This is a genomic window from Desulfofundulus thermosubterraneus DSM 16057 (genome assembly GCF_900142025.1).
GTDB lineage: Bacteria > Bacillota > Desulfotomaculia > Desulfotomaculales > Desulfovirgulaceae > Desulfofundulus > Desulfofundulus thermosubterraneus.
In genome coordinates this window covers 1-16,329 of record NZ_FQZM01000057.1, presented here as the reverse complement: position 1 = coordinate 16,329, position 16,329 = coordinate 1, and the positions used below count along the sequence as shown (strand labels likewise).

Sequence of the window (16,329 nt, the reverse complement as noted above, 5' to 3'; positions counted from 1 at the left end):
TTTCCCGGAACAGGTGATAAAAGTTGTCTTCCCCGAACATCCGGGACAAGATCAGGTCCGGATGATAGAAGGAGAGTTGCTCTTCTTTTGATGGCCTGTACATGAGGTTTTCCTCCCCGGGTAGAAGTCATCAGCCATAGTTGGATATTCGACGTTTTTGGTTGTTTTCCTGGCGGGGAGGGTAGTTTTTATTGATTATCCCTGTTTTTAGTCATTTTACATGTGATCATAATGAGTTGCTGTGGAAGACCATTTTCATCCATGGCAGGGAGTAGCATTTTCCCTGGGCTATGTTAATATCTGCCATTTAGCTGGGGGTTTTGCGACTGTATCTTAAAATGGTCAATATCCACCATTGCAATAGAGAATACGTGGCCATACCTCTTACTCCGGTTAATTTCATTTTGCAAAGCTTCCATACCAAAACGCCGATTGGGAAGGCCGGTTAGTTTGTCTGTCAACGCCTCTTTTTTCACGGTTTTAATAAGCCGGTTGTTGTATATCGCAAGCGAGACATAGCCAGCCAGGATGTTAATCAGATCGATGTTTCTCTTCAACAGCACAATGCCTGTATCGTGCTTGAAAAGAATATTTATGCAGCCGAACGCCACACCATCTGCAATCAGCGGAACGCAGATGTGCGCGTATTGTTCAGGAGATTCCATCATTTCCGGACAGGGCACGGAGCTTTCCAAAGGCGAGTGGACTATGGGACGGCACGCTTTGATTGCTATACAGCTGAGCGGGCTTTTTGTACACAACGATTTGATATCGTGCGCGGCGGATTTCTCTTCAGCGACGATTTCCAGTTTTGTACCGCTGCTGGATGTACAGAAGATTCTAATTGCCACCGTATTTTTGAGCAGTTTACGCAGGATGTTTATGGCGCTGGCGCAGATGCTTTTCTCGTTCTGTATATTGAACATCAGAGAACATAGGAAGGCAGTTTCCTTCAGCGTTTCAATCAGCCTGCACGATTCTTCGTAATAGCTTTTCACCAGTGTGTAGTGGTTGTCCCGGATTTCTGAAACTTTTCGAAAAAACTCTTTCTGGTTTTCAGATATGCTTTGCACCAGGCTGTCGAGAGATTCGAGGATATGGTAATTTTCCAGGGAATTCATAAAAGGCTGCATAAACAAAAAACCCCTCCCGTATAACTCAAACTGGCAGGTGGCGGTTGCGCTACTGGCTTCCCCCGATCCAAGCGCCCAGATATACAGACCGTGGTTCATTGCTCACCATAAACTCAAGGGTTTTACAGGGCCGGTAGCGCTTTTAGCTGGTGCGCCTGACTTCGTAGATATCCTTAACCCGGTTTATGCGGTTGACAATTAAATCAAGCTGCTCCTTGCTCTTCATTTCCAGCAGTAGTTCAATGACAGCCTGCTGGTTTTTCAGCCCCCGGGCATTTACCCAGTTGGCACTGATCTTCAATTCGCTCAAGATGGCCATGACATCGCTCAAAAGCCCGGCGCGGTCCATGCCGGACACTTCCAGTTTAACCAGGAAGGGGGAGTTGAAGTCCCCATCCCAGGCCACTTCCACCAGGCGATCTTTTTCCCCCCGCTGAAACATGGCCACATTGCGGCAGTCCACCCGGTGGATGGACACCCCCCTCCCCCGGGTAATGTAGCCGATAATGGGGTCCCCGGGTATGGGGTTGCAGCAGTGGGCCAGGCGGGTAAGGAGGTTGCCGGTCCCTTTAACCCGGATCCCCTGGGCGGACGTGGAGTCCTGGTGGGGTTTGGCCCTGGCCGGCTGGGTAGTTTCGGGCAGAGCTTTGGGCACCCTGCTTTCTTCTCTGAGGCGGTTTATTACCGCCTGGGCGGTCAGGGTGCCGTCGCCCACGGCCGCATACACATCTTCGACGGTGGTCAGGTTGAACCGCCGCCCGAACTGGAGAACCTTCTCCCCTTTCAACAATTCCACATCCACGCCCTGCTTGCGGGCCTCCCGCTCCAGGGCCTCCCGCCCTTTGATGATGTTTTCCTCCCGTTGTTCCCTTTTAAACCACTGGCGGATGCGGTTTTTGGCCTGGGAGGTTTTGACCACGTTCAGCCAGTCCCGGCTGGGGCCCACGGCGTTTTTGGAAGTGAGAATCTCCACAATGTCGCCGTTTTTCAGCTGGTAATCGAGGGGTACGATACGCCCGTTCACTCTGGCCCCCACGCAGCGGTGCCCCACTTCCGTGTGCACCCGGTAGGCAAAATCAATGGGCACCGATCCCGCGGGAAGTTCCAGCACATCCCCCTTGGGGGTAAAGACGAAAACCGAGTCGGAGAACAGGTCGATCTTCAAACTTTCCATGAATTCCCTGGCATCCCGCAGTTCCCGCTGCCATTCCAGAATCTGCCGCAACCAGGCCAGTTTTTGATCCAGGTCCCGGTCCGTCCTGCCGCCTTCCTTGTACCGCCAGTGGGCGGCAATACCGTATTCGGCCGTACGGTGCATATCCCGGGTGCGGATCTGGATTTCCAGGGGTTCCCCCTGCGGTCCGACGACGGTGGTATGGAGGGACTGGTACATATTTGATTTCGGCATGGCAATGTAGTCCTTAAAACGCCCGGGGATGGGTTTCCAGAGGGTATGCACCGTACCCAGAACGGCATAGCAGTCCCGGATCGACTCCACAATCACCCGTACAGCCATCACATCGTAAATTTCACTGAGGTCCTTTTGTTGTTTTTCCATTTTGGTATAAATGCTGTACAGGTGCTTGGGCCGCCCCTGGATGTCGGCAAAAATGCCCGCTTCGGCCAGCTTCCGCCGTAAAATCTGGATGGCTGCCCGGATATATTCCTCCCTCTTCCGCCTGGTGCGAGATACCCGCTCGGCCAGTTCGTAATACTTTTCGGGCTCAAGGTAACGAAAGGATAGATCTTCCAGTTCCCATTTCAGGTGATATATGCCCAGCCGGTGGGCCAGGGGAGCGTAGATCTCCAGGGTTTCCCTGGCTATTTCCTTCTGCTTGGTTTCGGTGTGGTACTTCAAGGTGCGCAGGTTGTGCAGCCGGTCGGCCAGTTTAATCAGGATCACCCTGATGTCCTGGGCCATGGCCAAAAACATTTTGCGCAAATTTTCCGCCTGATGCTCCTCCTTGGACCGGTACTCCAGGCGGCTTAACTTGGTCACTCCATCTACGAGCAGGGCCACCTCGTCCCCAAAGGCGGTCTTGATTTCCTCCAGGGTGACGCCGGTATCTTCCACCACGTCGTGGAGCAGGCCGGCCACCAGGGTCTGCAGGTCCATCTGCAGGTTCGCCAGAATATGGGCTACCGCCACGGGGTGGGTGATGAAGGGTTCTCCCGAGATGCGCTTCTGGTCCCGGTGGGCCTGTTCCGCAAAGCGGTAGGCCTTGCTCAAGAGGGCCACGTCTGCCTGCGGATGATATAAAATTACCCTGTGTACCAGTTCCTGGAGCATGCAAGTCACTTCCCTGAAGTTAAGCAAAAACTGTTCCATTAATAATTATACTGCACCAAGGAGATTGTGTCATAATTTCTTAGTTTAACCCGGCCTCCCAGCCCGGTTAATTCAATTAAAAAAACCGCCCCCACCACTTCCGCCCCCAGTTCCTCCACCAGCCGGATGGCGTTGTAGGCCGTACCGCCGGTGGCCAGAAGTTCATCGGCCACCAGCACCTTCTGCCCCGGACGTATGGCGTCCCGGTGCACTTCCAGAGCATCGCCGCCAAACTCCAGGTCGTAGTGCCAGGTAAAAACTTCTCCGGGCAGCCGGCCCGGCTTGCGCAAAACCACCAGCCCGATGCCCAGGATGTAGGCCAGCGGCGCCCCGATCATTAAGCCGCGGGCCTTGGGACAGACCACCAGTTCCGCCCCTTTATTTTTGCACTCGGCGGCCAGGGATTGGACGGCATAGCGGAAGGCCTGGCCGTCCCGCAATAAAGGGGTGATGTCCTTGTAGCTGATTCCTTCCCGGGGATAGTCGGGAATCACGCGAATTTTCTGCTTCAGGTCCATTTCACAGCCTCCTCTCCGTTAAAAAACCGGCAACAATTTCCCGGACGGGGGCTTCCAGGGCGTGTTTTTGCCAGGCCAGGGCCTCTTTTTTGAGCTGGTGCAGCCGGCGGTATGTGGGGGACGCCTCCAGGGACAGCTTTTGTCCGCACGCAGGGCGCAAAGAAACCGGCCACCCGCTTCCCGGGGGCGACCACTCCACCAAACCCAGCTCAGAAAAGACCTTTAAACCCAGGGCCACTGTAAAATCCTGCACCCAGGGGCAGCCGCCGCGACGCAACAGGCCGGCCAGCCGGCGGGAAAAGCCGTCCCCATCCGTTTCCACGGGTCCGGCCTCCCGTCCATGGGGGCGGGCGCCGTTCCCCCCGGTGGCCCGGTGTAAAAGGGTATACAACCTGGCCAGGGGGTCCCTGTCCGGCGCCAGGGCCGCCAGGTAAAAACGGGCCTCCTGCATGTCTTCCGCACCGAAGGGCAGCCAGAGGGAACGTACTTCTCCCGCCAGGGCCGCCGCCAGCAGCAAATCCCACTCCTCACGATGGTAGGGCAGGTTATAAATCACCAGGTGGCCGGTACCGGCACCGGCCAGGGCAGGGGCCAGAGACGGCGTGGTCAACAGCACGTTTAACTCCCCCCGGGCAAAAAGCTTGCGCAACGCCTCCTGCTGCTGGCGGTTCAGCCAGGGGTGGCAAAAGGCCACCTGCCTCCCGGAGCCGGAACAAACCCGGCTCAGGTACAAGGCCAGCTCCACCGTGCGGTGGGCCGAACCGACTACCACCAGAAGACGCTGTCTCGCATCGGCCAGCCCGGCAAGCCAGGATGGCCGGGAGGATTGCCCCCGTAAATCCATTATCTGAAAGGGGAGTTCTGCAGTTGGCTGCAATGTATCCGGTACCCTTTCTGTAGTACAGGCAACCCGGGGAAAGGCGGAACATTCCAGGGAGGTAGCGGCATGATGGTTCAGGCCGCCGGGAATTTGCAGTGCCGCCGCAAGAGAACCGGACCCCTTTTGCTCATATTCTGCCAGTTTGCGCTGGACAAATTCGGGAAAAAAGAAATAAGGGCTCTGGACTGGAGATTTTTCAGCTTCGGTATGTAGAGCAGCCAGAAAATCATCCATCCCCCGCTCCGGGTCAGTGCCGGGCTCCTGCCGGGTTGATACTTCTTTCCGCTCTCTGCTCCGGCGTAAATCCTTGATCTCCAACTGCACCCGTACATGGCCGTTCCATTGGTCCAGGGAAGGCACAAAAGCCAGATCCACCGCCTCCCCCGGAGCCAGATTCTCCAGATAACCGACGAGATCAAAACCTATGCTGTCCCGTACCGTTCCATTCTCCCGCACCAGCAATTTCAGGTGGCGGCCCTCCCGCCCCACTTCCCGGCAATTAATCACCGCCACACCGCAGCAGGCCAGCAACGGCTCGGGGTTGCCGTGGCCATGAGGCCTCAGGCTTTCCAGCTCGGCCACCACTTCACAGGGGATGTCTTCCAGGGAAACCAGGGCGTCTATCTCCAGCCCTGGCCGCAACAGGTCCGGGGACATTACGGCAGCAGCATAATCATTCAGGGCTTCCCGCAGAGCGTCCACCCGACCGGCAGTTATGGTAAAACCCGCCGCACCTTCATGCCCCCCGAAAGCCAGCAAATGATCCCGGCAGGAAGACAAAGCCTGGTAAAGGTGAAAACCGGGAATACTGCGGCCGGAACCTTTTCCCTGGTCCCCGTCCAGGGACACCAGCAGCACGGGCCGGTATAAAATTTCCACCAGCCTGGAGGCTACAATGCCAATCACTCCCGGATGCCAGCCGGGTGAAGCCAGCACCACCACCAGATCCCGGTTGCGCCCCAGGGCATCCAGCATACCCAGGGCCTCCGCCAGGACCCGGGACTCCACCTGCTGGCGCTCCCGGTTCTCCCGGTCCAGTTGTGCCGCCAGTTCCCCGGCCCGTACCGGGTCCCGGCACAGCAGGAGTTCCACGGCCATCCGGGAGTCACCCATGCGGCCGGCGGCATTCAACCGGGGAGCCAGGGCGAAGCCCACCTCCCTGGCGCCCATTTTTTCCGCCTTCACGCCGCTTACCTGCATCAGGGCCTGCAGTCCGGGATTGGCGGTAGCCGCCAGCCTGGGTAAACCGTGCTTTACCAGCAGGCGGTTTTCCCCCGTCAGGGGAACAATGTCGGCTACCGTCCCCACGCAGGCCAGGTCAAGGTAATCATGCCAGGCAGTTTCGCCCTCGCCGGCAGCCTGCAAAAGCGCCTGGGCCAGTTTCAGGGCCACCCCTACCCCGGCCAGTTCCTTAAAGGGATAGGGGGAGTCCCTCCTTTGCGGGTTAATTACCGCCAGTGCGGGAGGAATTTCCTCCGGCACCTGGTGGTGGTCGGTGATGATGATCTCCGGCCCGCGGGCCCTCTTTGCTGCTTCCACCTCCTTTTTTGCGCTGATACCGCAGTCCACGGTGACCAGGAGATCCACCCCGGCCTGCCGCGCCCGGTGCAACGCCCCTTCATGCAAGCCGTAGCCCTGGGTCAGGCGGTGGGGTATGTAGTAATCCACCCGGGCACCCAGCCGTTCCAAAACCTTCACCATAAGGGCGGTGGCGGTAACACCGTCGGCATCATAATCTCCGTAAACCAGGATGTTCTTTCGGTCCTTTATGGCCGCGAGAATTATTTCTACCGCCCGGTGCATGTCCGGCAGCAGGTATGGATCTCCCGCCTGATTCAAATTGCCTTTAAGAAAAAGCCGGGCATCTTCAATCGTCAACACTCCCCTGTTCACCAGTAGACGGGCAAGCAGCGGTGAAATTCCCAATTTCCGGGAAAGAATTTGCTGTAAAACCGGATTTGCTTCTTTAACACGCCAGACCTTTTCTTTTACCATTTTTTGCATGATTCCTACCTCAAGATGATTATAAATGAACTCCCGCAAGCAAAGCAATGGAAAAAGATTAGGGCGCCGGATGGGAAACCCACCGGGCGCCCGTTGTTAAGCTTTTATGACCGGCGCGGGCTGGTATCCAGCTCGAAGGGCCAGGCGGCAATGCCCCCTTCAAAGAAGCTCACGTTGGTAAAGCCCAGGCTTTCCAGGATGGTCTGCGCCTCCCAGCCCCGCAGGCTCACCTTGCAGAAAACGATGATTTCCCGGTCTTTGGGCAGTTCCTTTGCCCGCTCCCGCAGCTTGCCCAGGGGTATGAATACCACATTGGGATAGGGCAGGCGCACTTCATTAAACTCCGCCGGGGTACGCACATCCAGAAGCACAAAATCCTCCCCCGCCGCCAGGCGTTTCTTCACCTCCAGGGGATTGATGGATCTGGCCCGCCCGTCAAGCTTGTTGCGCAGGCAATTGGCGGCATGGGTGAGGGGATCCAGGGCAGTGGAGAAGGGCGGTGCATAGGCCAGGTCGAAGGTGGCCAGCTGTTCCACCGTAGCTCCCATGCTCAGGGCTGCCACCATTACATCCAGGCGTTTGTTCACATCCCCCGGGCCCAGGATCTGGGCACCCAGGAGCTTGCGGGTGGAAGCATCGGCCACCAGCTTGATGATCACGGGCTTGCTTCCCGGGTAAAAATGGGCCCGGTCGGGCGCGGGGCAGATAAAGGACTCCACACGATAACCCAGGCGGCGGGCTTCACTTTCGGAAAGGCCCGTACGGCCGATATTCATTTCAAAAACTTTGAGAATGGCCGTTCCCAGCACGCCGGGGAAAGTATCCCGGCCCCCGGCCACGTTGTCGCCAATCACCCGGCCGTGACGGTTGGCCACCGAGCCCATGGGGGTGTATACCGGCCGGCCGGAAATGAGATGAATATTTTCCACACAGTCCCCGCCGGCATAAATATCCGGGTCGGAAGTCTGCAGGTACTCATTTACCTTGATGGCTCCCGTTTCCCCGAGCTCAAGCCCCGCTTCCCGGGCCAGTTCCACCCGCGGCCTTACCCCCGCCGCCACAACCACCAGATCCGCGTCAAAGGAACCGGCGGTGGTGACGACCCGGGCCACGGCACCATTCCCATCGCCTTCAATGCGTTCCACCCTGCTGCCCAGGAACAACTGCACGCCTTTGCCGCGCAAAACCCTTTCCACAAGAACGGAAAGCTCGGGGTCCAAAAGGGTTGGTAAAACGTGGTCCATCATCTCCACGATGGTGATCCCGGCTTTTGTCCCCAGAGTATCAGCCAGTTCCAGGCCAATCAAGCCGCCCCCAATAATGACCACCCGCCGGGCACCCTGTTCAACCGCCCGGCGAACGGCCCGGGCTTCCTCCAGGTTCCCCAGCGTGTACACTCCGGCCAGATCTACACCCGGAATGGGCGGCCGGACCGGCTTGCTGCCGGTAGCCAGAACCAGCTTGTCGTAGGGGAGGTCGTACGTTTCATTGGTGGCTAAATTGGTCACCCGGACGGTTTTATTTTCCCGGTCGATGGCTTCGGCCCTGGTACCCGTGAGCACGTTAATGTCCTTGACGTTGCGGAAAAAGGCCGCATCCCGGACAACTCCCACCGGCGTGGCCATGAGCTCCTCATGCTTTTCCACCATACCTCCAATGTAAAAGGGCATACCGCAACCGGCATAGGAAAGAAAGCTTCCCTCTTCAACAATAGTTATTTCCGCCCCGGGGTCGCAGCGCCTGGCCCTGGCAGCCGCCTTGGGCCCCGCCGCCACGCCTCCGATAATTAATATTTTTTTTCTCTTCCCCTCCATGTTTATCCCCCTTTTACTCGATTGAGTTGTTATATTGTTATTTCGCGATAATACGATTAACTCCTCTTTTGGCCAATGAAAAAAGGTTCAAATAAAATAAGCCCCCGCGGTAAAAAGGAAGCTCTAAAAAGCTAGACCGTGGGAGCAATGGTAAAATTTTGGAATTCGCCCCGGTAAGGTTCATCGAACACTTCCACTTTTTCCACCCGGGAAGAAGGCGACCCTTCCCAGCACCAGCGGAGCATTTGCTCTACCGCCCCATTTTCGCCTTCGAAGACGGCCTCCACCCGGCCGTCTTTGAGGTTACGTACCCAACCGGTTACGCCAAATTTGACAGCCGCATCCCGGGTATAAACACGAAAGTACACACCCTGCACTTTGCCGCTGATATAAACGCGCTTGCGTACCAAAAAATTCACACCCCCTCATGGTTCACGCAAAGGCTCCTTAACGTTTTCAAAGGCATGCCGGGTGGTAATGGGCCAGGTGCCTGCGGGTTGCACAATCACCAGAGACCTTCATAGTATACAGCAAAAACAACGCAAAGGAGGGGACCCCATGCCTGAAATCCCCCATGATTTCTTCACCGTGGAGCTGTCCAGGCCTTCAGGCCTGGCAGCTTTTTAACCGCGGTAACACTGGATAAACCGGGCGATGGAACGGTCGTACGTCCTTTCAACATCCGGAGGGAAGAAACAACCGGGCAGCTGGTTTTGTTTACGGTGATAGGCAATACACTCGCAGCACTTCCCTTTCCGGGAACAGGGCTCATAAGTGCAGGTACATTGACTTTTATTTTTTTCCACATGGCACTCCATTTTATAATACCTCCCCCAAACTACTTCAGGTTTATCTTATCCCATGGGAGCTATATTTGGCAATCCCGGAACCACGCGGGCGTTTTCCCAGCTTCCTACCCCGGCCAGTACCTGGCCTCCAGGCTCCGGTACTGCACCGCTTCGGCCAAGTAGGCGGCTTCTATCACATCGCTCCCGTCAAGATCGGCAATTGTGCGGGCCACCTTGAGCAATCTATCGTGAGAACGGGCGCTCAGGTTCAACTGGCGGAAAACGGATGAAAACAACGAGCGGGCTTCCCGGGTGAGGGAACAATAACGGCGAACCTGGGCCGGGGTCATGCGGGCGTTGCAGGTAATCCCGGAAGAACCAAAGCGCCGGCGCTGTATGGCCCGGGCCTTTTCCACCCGCTTTTTAATCTCTAAAGACGGTTCCCCTGGCTCCCGGCGGGCCAGGTCTTCATAATCCACCCGGGGAACCTCCAGATGGATGTCAATGCGGTCCAGCAGGGGGCCAGAAATACGCCCCAGGTAACGCTGCACCTGATAGGGAGTGCAGGTGCATTCACGAACCGGATCGCCAAGGAAACCGCAGGGACACGGGTTAGCGGCGACCACAAGCATCAGGCTGGCGGGATAGGTCACCGCACCGCTTACCCTGGAAATGGTTACCACTCCATCTTCCAGGGGCTGGCGCAAAGCTTCCAGTACGTCCCGGTGGAATTCCGGCAATTCATCGAGGAAAAGGACGCCGTGATGGGCAAGGCTGATCTCCCCGGGACGGGGATGGCGCCCGCCTCCAACCAGGCCCACCGCCGAGGCGCTGTGGTGGGGCGAGCGAAAGGGCCGCCGGGTTACCAGGGGCTCCCCGGGCTTTAACAAGCCGGCCAGACTGTATATTTTGGTAATTTCCAGGGCCTCGTCAAAGGTAAGGTCGGGCAGTATGCCCGGCAGCCTCCTGGCCAGCATGGTTTTGCCCGAGCCGGGAGGCCCAACCATCAGCAGGTTGTGTCCACCGGCAGCCGCCACCTCCAGGGCCCGCCGTACCGTGGCCTGGCCGCGCACATCGGCCATGTCCGCCCCGTTTTCGTCAACCCGGTTCATCAACAGGACCGGATCCACCTTATAGGGTGAAATTTCCTCTTCCCCGAGCAAAAAGCGGGTTAGCTGTACCAGGCTCTGTACCGGGTAAACCTGTACATCCTTGACCAGAGCAGCTTCGGCGGCATTATCCAGGGGCACCACCACCGCCCGTAAACCCTGTTCCCGGGCGGCCAGAACATTGGGCAGCACGCCGGTCACTCCCCGCACCTGCCCGTTCAGGGACAATTCACCAAGAAACACATAGCGATCTACGGCGGACTGATCCAGTTGCCCGGTAGCGGCAAGAATGCCCACGGCAATGGGCAGGTCATAAAGGGGGCCTTCCTTGCGCAGGTCGGCCGGGGCCAGGTTTACCGTTATGCGCCGTGCCGGGAATTCAAAGCCGGAATTTTTCATGGCGGCCCGCACCCGGTCCCGGGATTCCCGGCAGGCCAGATCGGGCAACCCTACCAGGTCAAAAGAAGGCAGGCCGTTGCTTACATCAACCTCTACCTGCACCACCTGCCCGTTCAGTCCGTAAAGGGCCGTACTTTTCACAATGGCCAGCATAGCAAGTCCTCCGTGGATATCAGGACAAAAAAGTACCTGTTGTCATTTTTCGCCAGCTAACCCCAAGTTCCTTCTGTCAATTCAATAAGCAGTAAAAAATTTGGCCTTACGCAGTATGGCTTCCTGAACATTTACCTCTTGTGCCAGCTGGCTGGCCAAAAGCACGGCGATATGCTATATTCAAAGGGGACAAGGTTTCGGTAACAAGGAGGTTGCAGTCATGTCTGAAGTGCTCGGCAGGATTGAAAAGCCTTCCGTTGATAATTTTCAGGCGGGCAGAAAAATTTATCTGGTGCCTTTAATTTATACCCCCAGGGAGATGCCGGAAGATCTTTCCGAAAAGGTTAATGCTTACTGGCGGCAGGTAGAACAGCAATTAAACGGCCTGGAACAAAAAATGGGGCCAATCAAGAAAATTTATCACGAGTCCCTTACCGTAAGCGGGGAGACTGGACTAAGCATTATTGAGAAATTTCACGAAAAAAGCTACCGGATCATCAAGGAAAAGTGCGACCGGGGGGCCAGCCTGGAAGCCACCGAGGACATGGAACTGTTTACCGAAAGTATGGATTGGGGCAATTGCCTTTCCGTAGTCATGAGCCAGAAAACTTTTGATATCATCAGCAAGTTCTACCGGGAGGCCAGCGAAAAAAGATTTGCCCATATCTCCCGCCGCATTGATGAAACCCTGGGGGACGGGGAAGCAGGATTGCTTTTTATCCGGGAAGATCACGGGGTCCAGTTCCCTGCGAACATCCACGTGTTTTACGTGGCACCCCCGGCCCTGGATGACATCCACCGCTGGTTCCGGGAAAAAATGAACACACGTAAATAAGCCACGGAAGCTATCCCGTGGCCTTATTTACCTTTATCCCGTACAGGGCCGCACCCAGGGCACCCACCAGCTGGGGACGTGCGGGCACGAGCAAATCTGGCAGGCCCATGCGCCGGGTAAAATAAGCGGGCAAACCGGGGATGGCCGCCACCCCGCCGGTGAAAACCACCGGGGGTTCAATACCTAAGCGTAAAAGCAGGTTTTGGGTGCGATCGCAAATGGAGTTGAGCACGGCCCGGGCCACGGCTCCCACGGGCTGGCCCGCGGCCAGCAGCGATACCACCTCCGATTCGGCAAAAACGGTGCACATGCTGTTTAAGGTTATTTCCCCATCGCCCGCAGAAGCAGCGGCTACCATTTCCTCCAGAGGCAAACCCAACCCCTGGGCCATGACCTCCAGAAATTTACCCGTTCCGGCGGCACAGCGGTCGTTCATGATAAAGTCCACCACCCGGCCCTGTTCGTCCAAGCGGATTACCTTGCTGTCCTGGCCGCCGATATCAAGCACGGTGCGGCAGGAGGGAAAAAGGTGACGGGCACCCAGGGCGTGGGCCTTGATCTCGGTAATCAAATCGGTGGCAAAATCCGCCCGGGCGCCGTGGCGCCCGTAACCCGTGGCCACTACACGCCGGAATGACGACAGGTTCCCGGCCATCTCCCGGGCACGCTCCAGGGGGCGGGGCCCGCTGTCAGATACCTGGCCGGCCAGCAGCTCTCCCTTCTCATTTAAAATGGCAGTGGCAATGGTCCGGGATCCGATGTCAATTCCCAGGACGGTCATTAAGTTCTTTCATCCTTTCGGGGCCGGCTAGCGCAACATTTCCAGGAAGGCTTCCACCCGGGTGCGCAGCTGGCCGGTATCTTCCTCGCTATAGTCGGTTTCCACTTTCATCACCGGAATACCCCGCGCTTTTAGGGCCTTCTCCACGGCATAATATTCGACCGCATATCCGTGGCAGAACTGCAAGTTATAATAGATGACACCGTCAACCCGGTAAGCTTCAACCAGGCGGAAAATATCTTCAAGGCGCCCCGGGTTGGGAGTAAAGCAAGAACAGTTAATTTTCAGGTAGCGCTCGGCCAGGGCCTGCAACTGCTCTTCCAGGGTCCGTCCGGTTTCATCCACCTGGTGCTCGAAAAAGCGGGTACCGGTGCAGGTTTCCTCGCAAACCACCGCGGCGCCGGCTGTCTCGATAATATGGTGCAGCTTCCAGTTGGGAATAGCCATTGGAGTGCCGGTTACAAGAATGCGCGGGGCCCCGGATGGAAATACCCCCTGCCCGGAGGCAATGCGTGCCTCGGCTTCCGCGGCCAGGACTTCCGTTTTATCAATGAAGCGACGGGGATCGTCGTAAAAACTGACCTGGGTAACCAGCAGGGCATCCTTCCCGCTTATGGGCACCGGATCGGCCTTGCGGGTCTGGTAAAGGCGTTCCAGTGCTTGACGCAGCCGGTTCTGGAGGCGGATTTCTTCCGCCAGCCTCTCGGGGGTCACCCGGTAGCCGGTTAACTCTTCTATTCTGGCCAGGAACAACTCGATCTCCCCGCGCCAGGCAGCCAGGTCCTGGGGCCGTTTCATCTGGGGCAGGTCCATTACGTAGACGGGAGCATATTCACCCAGGACTTCCCAGGCTTTCTTTTTGCCGTCGCAGGTGGTTTCACCAATTAAGAGGTCGCAGGACTGGAAATAGGGACAGGTACCGCTAAGGCGGGCACCCACCGACGCTTTAATCAGCGGGCAAAGGTTGCGAGGCAAAACCCTTTCCCCGTCGGGAACCCAGAACTGAGAGCCGCCGCACAGGCCGACGGCAACGGCTCCGGCAGCACGAATAATCTCCACGGGTACGAACACGCAAAAGGCCCCGCAAACTTTGCCTCCCCGCCGGCGGTGCTCCACCAGCTCGGCGATCCTCAGGCTATGAATTTCGGCCACCACCAGGTCGAAGTACTCCATGGCCTGCGGGCGGTCCGGTTGCTGAAGGTAAACCTCTTCATAAATTAGAGGCAAAGCACTGGTTAACCGGTCATGCTTTTCCAGGTCCATTCCCAAATCAGACCACAACTTACGATAGTCAGTCATAAAAAAAGACCTCCTGGTGTTTTGAGGTCTTACATTTCTTTACCTGGTTACACATTTCCTTTATCTAATCGATTTAATTATTTTATAGACTAACCCCGTGTGATAACAAAAGTTAAAGCGTGCCAACCAAAGCCCAGATACGGGAGTCCTCAAGGCCCAGGCGCCACACGCCAATTCCCCGTAAGTTTTCCCGCCGCACCAGGGCCAGTTTGGCGGCAAAGCTGCGGGCATCTTCAAACCATACGATGTGGGTTTCGCCGTCCACCTGGTAGGTGTAGGTCCATTCCTGGGCCTCTTCGTCATAACGGGGAGCAACCCCTTGTTCCCTGGCCCGCTCTATGGCCTGCCGGTAGGATAGCGTTTCCGGTATGTTCACACCTTCGGTCCAATCATAACCGTAGACGGGAATGCCCAGCCGGATTTTTATGCGGGGTATTACTGAAAGGGCATAAGTTAAAACCCGCTGCACAAAACCGATGGAAGCAATCGGCCCCGGCATGGCAAAGTGTTCATCATAGGCCAGAAGGTACACCTGGTCGCTCACCGCGCCCAGTTCCGGGTAGCTAAAAGCCCCGGAAAATGGATGGCGGGGATTGTCTTCCAGTTGGGCCGGTACGGAGATGGTGGTTAAAAACCCTTCCGGCTTCAGGACCTGGTAAAGTTCGGTCGTAAATCTGGTTAGATATGGCCGGTCCTCGGGGGGCACGAATTCAAAATCAATATTCACCCCGGCAAACCCGGTGCGCCGGAGCATGTTTAAAATGCTGTTGACCAGTGCCCGGCGCAGGGCATCATCGGTCAACAGGGCGTGAATGAGGGTGCGGTATTCCGGACTGGCATAGTTATGCACGATAGCCAGAACGGGCAGATTTAAGCGGCGAATGAGGTCCAGGGAGCGGGGGTCGGATTGATCGGCGAGGCCGCCCTCCCAGGTCACGCCGTACCAGAAGGGGATCAGGTAAGTAATCAGCCTGCCGTGCTCCTGCAGGCTCTGGAAACCCAAAGGATCGGTCACATAATACCAGTTGTTCTCGAAAGGTTTTCTAAAACGAAAAGGATACACAAAACACCCTCCGTCACCAAACATTTCCTTCTGTTTTCATAATATGAACCGTAAATAAAATATGAGCCTTTCCTTTCATATTTTAGCAATATAAAGGCCGTTCTTGGTACACCCGACCCGTAAAAAGAAACAACGGTAATCACGTAAAAATAAAAACCACCGGTAGTAGAACCGGTGGTTTTAAAAATTTTCCGGCAGCGACCTACTCTCCCGGGGGTCGACCCCCAAGTACCATCGGCCCTGGAGGGCTTAACTTCCGTGTTCGGGATGGGAACGGGTGTTTCCCCTCCGGTATAGCCACCGGAAATTTTTTTTATTCCCTCAAAACTTCACAGCGGAGTTTCGTTCGCCTTCCCAGCCGGAAACCGGATCTCTTCAGTCGAATTTCCCCGGAAATCGCGTAAGTGCTTTCCTTCTTAAATCCGACCTCTAATTTCCGACCTCCGACTTCTATTCTGGTCAAGCCCTCGACCTATTAGTACCGGTCCGCTCAACCGGTTACCCGGCTTACACGCCCGGCCTATCTACCTGGTAGTCTTCCAGGGGTCTTACCCCGGCACTCAACTTTCCCGACTGAGAGCTATGCTATTACCAATGCGTTCCTTCAACCATCTACGCGCTTGTCCTGAATTCTTTAACTGCTTTTCTCTTACTCGTGCATCTTTTTCAGCTTTGTAGGCCTCGTAGTATATCAAATCCCACTTATGGCCACGGGTTGAAGTAACTTCCCCTTGATTATGTGCTGCTAAACGTTCCTTTAAGTCAGCCGAGTATCCTATATAACTTTGACCTTCTTCGTTTAGCAGTACATATACATAGTACATTGGTATTCCTCCCAGTTTGGAAAGTTGAGTGCCGGGTGGGAAACCTTATCTTGAGGAGGGCTTCGCGCTTAGATGCTTTCAGCGCTTATCCACACCAGACTTGGGTACCCAGCGCTGCCCCTGGCGGAACAACTGGTACGCCAGCGGTCTGTCCATCCCGGTCCTCTCGTACTAGGGACAGCTCCTCTCAAGTTTCCTGCGCCTGCGACGGATAGGGACCGAACTGTCTCACGACGTTCTGAACCCAGCTCACGTACCGCTTTAATGGGCGAACAGCCCAACCCTTGGGACCTACTCCAGCCCCAGGATGCGATGAGCCGACATCGAGGTGCCAAACCTCCCCGTCGATGTGAACTCTTGGGGGAGATAAGCCTGTTATCCCCGGGGTAGCTTTTATCCG

Annotated in this window: 12 protein-coding genes and 2 rRNA genes; 1 reads left to right on the top strand and 13 read right to left on the bottom strand. The window is 56.3% G+C overall.

Annotation, left to right across the window (positions count from 1 at the left end; genetic code table 11):
• Positions 1-293: 293 nt before the first annotated feature.
• The 8 genes from BUA65_RS16155 to BUA65_RS16120 all read right to left on the bottom strand — a co-directional run bounded on the left by BUA65_RS16155 (position 294) and on the right by BUA65_RS16120 (position 11,127).
• Positions 294-1,133, bottom strand: a complete 840-nt coding sequence (locus BUA65_RS16155; RefSeq protein ID WP_165613285.1) for a sensor domain-containing diguanylate cyclase — start codon at positions 1,131-1,133, stop codon at positions 294-296.
• A 142-nt stretch (positions 1,134-1,275) separates the two neighbouring features.
• On the bottom strand, positions 1,276-3,423 hold the full coding sequence (locus BUA65_RS16150) for a RelA/SpoT family protein (protein WP_072871208.1): 2,148 nt from the start codon (positions 3,421-3,423) through the stop codon (positions 1,276-1,278).
• Between the two features lie 38 nt (positions 3,424-3,461).
• Positions 3,462-3,980 carry an adenine phosphoribosyltransferase gene (locus BUA65_RS16145; protein ID WP_072871205.1) on the bottom strand — a complete coding sequence of 173 codons (519 nt, stop codon included), beginning with the start codon at positions 3,978-3,980 and terminating at the stop codon, positions 3,462-3,464.
• A 1-nt stretch (position 3,981) separates the two neighbouring features.
• On the bottom strand, positions 3,982-6,864 hold the full coding sequence (gene recJ / locus BUA65_RS16140; RefSeq protein WP_131821541.1) for a single-stranded-DNA-specific exonuclease RecJ: 2,883 nt from the start codon (positions 6,862-6,864) through the stop codon (positions 3,982-3,984).
• A 104-nt stretch (positions 6,865-6,968) separates the two neighbouring features.
• Positions 6,969-8,678, bottom strand: coding sequence for an FAD-dependent oxidoreductase (locus BUA65_RS16135; protein WP_072871201.1), 1,710 nt, complete (start codon positions 8,676-8,678; stop codon positions 6,969-6,971).
• Positions 8,679-8,809: 131 nt separating this feature from the next.
• The gene (locus BUA65_RS16130; protein ID WP_242656369.1) at positions 8,810-9,097 is read right to left on the bottom strand and encodes an acylphosphatase; all 288 of its coding nucleotides are present in this window, start codon (positions 9,095-9,097) and stop codon (positions 8,810-8,812) included.
• A gap of 204 nt (positions 9,098-9,301) precedes the next feature.
• Positions 9,302-9,496: a DUF6485 family protein gene (locus tag BUA65_RS18920; RefSeq protein WP_072871198.1), complete on the bottom strand. Its 195-nt coding sequence runs from the start codon at positions 9,494-9,496 to the stop codon at positions 9,302-9,304.
• A gap of 95 nt (positions 9,497-9,591) precedes the next feature.
• On the bottom strand, positions 9,592-11,127 hold the full coding sequence (locus BUA65_RS16120) for a YifB family Mg chelatase-like AAA ATPase (RefSeq protein WP_072871196.1): 1,536 nt from the start codon (positions 11,125-11,127) through the stop codon (positions 9,592-9,594).
• A gap of 220 nt (positions 11,128-11,347) precedes the next feature.
• On the opposite strand from BUA65_RS16120, the gene BUA65_RS16115 reads away from it, so the two are divergent.
• Entirely contained in the window at positions 11,348-11,962 is a 615-nt protein-coding gene (locus BUA65_RS16115; RefSeq protein WP_072871195.1) for a hypothetical protein, read from the top strand.
• A 10-nt stretch (positions 11,963-11,972) separates the two neighbouring features.
• Here BUA65_RS16115 and BUA65_RS16110 read toward each other — a convergent pair whose 3' ends face one another.
• The 5 genes from BUA65_RS16110 to BUA65_RS16090 all read right to left on the bottom strand — a co-directional run.
• The gene (locus BUA65_RS16110) at positions 11,973-12,743 is read right to left on the bottom strand and encodes an acyl-CoA dehydratase activase (protein WP_072871193.1); all 771 of its coding nucleotides are present in this window, start codon (positions 12,741-12,743) and stop codon (positions 11,973-11,975) included.
• Positions 12,744-12,770: 27 nt separating this feature from the next.
• Positions 12,771-14,042 carry a double-cubane-cluster-containing anaerobic reductase gene (locus BUA65_RS16105; RefSeq protein WP_072871192.1) on the bottom strand — a complete coding sequence of 424 codons (1,272 nt, stop codon included), beginning with the start codon at positions 14,040-14,042 and terminating at the stop codon, positions 12,771-12,773.
• Positions 14,043-14,154: 112 nt separating this feature from the next.
• Positions 14,155-15,105, bottom strand: a complete 951-nt coding sequence (locus tag BUA65_RS16100) for a glycosyl hydrolase family 18 protein (protein ID WP_114281521.1) — start codon at positions 15,103-15,105, stop codon at positions 14,155-14,157.
• Positions 15,106-15,294: 189 nt separating this feature from the next.
• Positions 15,295-15,410, bottom strand: a 5S ribosomal RNA gene (gene rrf / locus BUA65_RS16095).
• A 150-nt stretch (positions 15,411-15,560) separates the two neighbouring features.
• A 23S ribosomal RNA gene (locus tag BUA65_RS16090) occupies positions 15,561-16,329 on the bottom strand; the annotation flags it as partial.

Bases quoted from the DNA above. Each gene is read 5' to 3' on its own strand.
- BUA65_RS16120 (WP_072871196.1), bottom strand. From the start codon at position 11,127: ATGCTGGCCATTGTGAAAAGTACGGCCCTTTACGGACTGAACGGGCAG.
- BUA65_RS18920 (WP_072871198.1), bottom strand. From the start codon at position 9,496: ATGGAGTGCCATGTGGAAAAAAATAAAAGTCAATGTACCTGCACTTAT.
- recJ (WP_131821541.1), bottom strand. From the start codon at position 6,864: ATGCAAAAAATGGTAAAAGAAAAGGTCTGGCGTGTTAAAGAAGCAAAT.
- BUA65_RS16110 (WP_072871193.1), bottom strand. From the start codon at position 12,743: ATGACCGTCCTGGGAATTGACATCGGATCCCGGACCATTGCCACTGCC.
- BUA65_RS16135 (WP_072871201.1), bottom strand. From the start codon at position 8,678: ATGGAGGGGAAGAGAAAAAAAATATTAATTATCGGAGGCGTGGCGGCG.
- BUA65_RS16145 (WP_072871205.1), bottom strand. From the start codon at position 3,980: ATGGACCTGAAGCAGAAAATTCGCGTGATTCCCGACTATCCCCGGGAA.
- BUA65_RS16155 (WP_165613285.1), bottom strand. From the start codon at position 1,133: ATGCAGCCTTTTATGAATTCCCTGGAAAATTACCATATCCTCGAATCT.
- BUA65_RS16150 (WP_072871208.1), bottom strand. From the start codon at position 3,423: ATGCTCCAGGAACTGGTACACAGGGTAATTTTATATCATCCGCAGGCA.
- BUA65_RS16105 (WP_072871192.1), bottom strand. From the start codon at position 14,042: ATGACTGACTATCGTAAGTTGTGGTCTGATTTGGGAATGGACCTGGAA.
- BUA65_RS16115 (WP_072871195.1), top strand. From the start codon at position 11,348: ATGTCTGAAGTGCTCGGCAGGATTGAAAAGCCTTCCGTTGATAATTTT.